A 1,044-nucleotide genomic window follows, 5' to 3' on the forward strand; every position below is an offset into this window, starting at 1 on the left:
TATCCGCTGGCTGCCATGCTGCGTGTGCACCTCATGCAGAACTGGTTCGGCTACAGCGATCCGGCGATGGAGGAAGCCCTCTACGAGGTGACGATCCTGCGCCACTTCGCTGGACTGCACCTGGATCGGATTCCGGACGAAACCACCGTCCTCAACTTCCGCCGTCTGCTGGAGCGGCACGAACTGGCCAGCCAGATCCTGGAAGTCATCAATGGCTACCTGGGCGAGCGCGGTCTGCTGTTGCGCCAGGGCAGCATCGTCGACGCGACCATCATCCATGCGCCCAGCTCGACCAAGAACAAGGATGGCAAGCGTGATCCGGAGATGCACCAGGCCAAGAAGGGCAACCAGTACTACTTCGGCATGAAGGCACACATCGGCGTCGACGACGACTCGGGGCTGGTACACAGCGTGATCGGCACGGCAGCCAACGTGGCGGATGTCACTCAGCTCGACAAACTGCTGCACGGTGAAGAGTCGTATGTCTGCGCTGACGCCGGTTATACCGGCGTCGAAAAGCGTGCCGAGCATGAAGGCCGTGAAGTCATCTGGTCGGTTGCCGCTCGCCGCAGTACCTACAAGTCGCTCGGCAAGCGCAGCCTGCTCGGGCGCGTGATTCGCCAGATCGAGAAGACCAAGGCCCAGACGCGCGCCAAGGTTGAGCATCCGTTCCGGGTGATCAAGTGCCAGTTCGGCTACACCAAGGTGCGTTTCCGTGGGTTGGCGAAGAACACGGCCCAACTGGTCACTCTGTTTGCCCTGTCGAACCTCTGGATGATGCGGAAACGACTGCTGATGGCAGGCGAGGTGCGTCCGTGATGCGGGCAGTAGCCCACAGGGTGCCCGTGAAGGGCAAGATCAACTCCCGAAAATCTAGAAGTGTTGACAGTGGCTCTGGTTGCTGTATGATTCATCTCCCTCGCCTCGGTGGTCGAGTTCTTCGCTGAAGCGCAAGCGGTTGATTCGGAAAGAAAATTTTCGAAAAACGCTTGACAGATTGAAAGGCTGCTGTAGAATGCGCGGCCTCGGTTGAGACGAAGCGGA

General features: G+C 59.5%; 1 protein-coding gene. It reads left to right on the forward strand.

What is annotated here, in order from left to right; genetic code table 11:
- A partial coding sequence (locus E5198_RS21210; RefSeq protein WP_136491868.1) for an IS5 family transposase occupies nt 1-819 on the forward strand: 819 nt, incomplete at its 5' end.
- Between the last annotated feature and the right edge of the window lie 225 nt (nt 820-1,044).

The organism is Pseudomonas sp. A-1, from assembly GCF_004801855.1.
GTDB lineage: Bacteria > Pseudomonadota > Gammaproteobacteria > Pseudomonadales > Pseudomonadaceae > Geopseudomonas.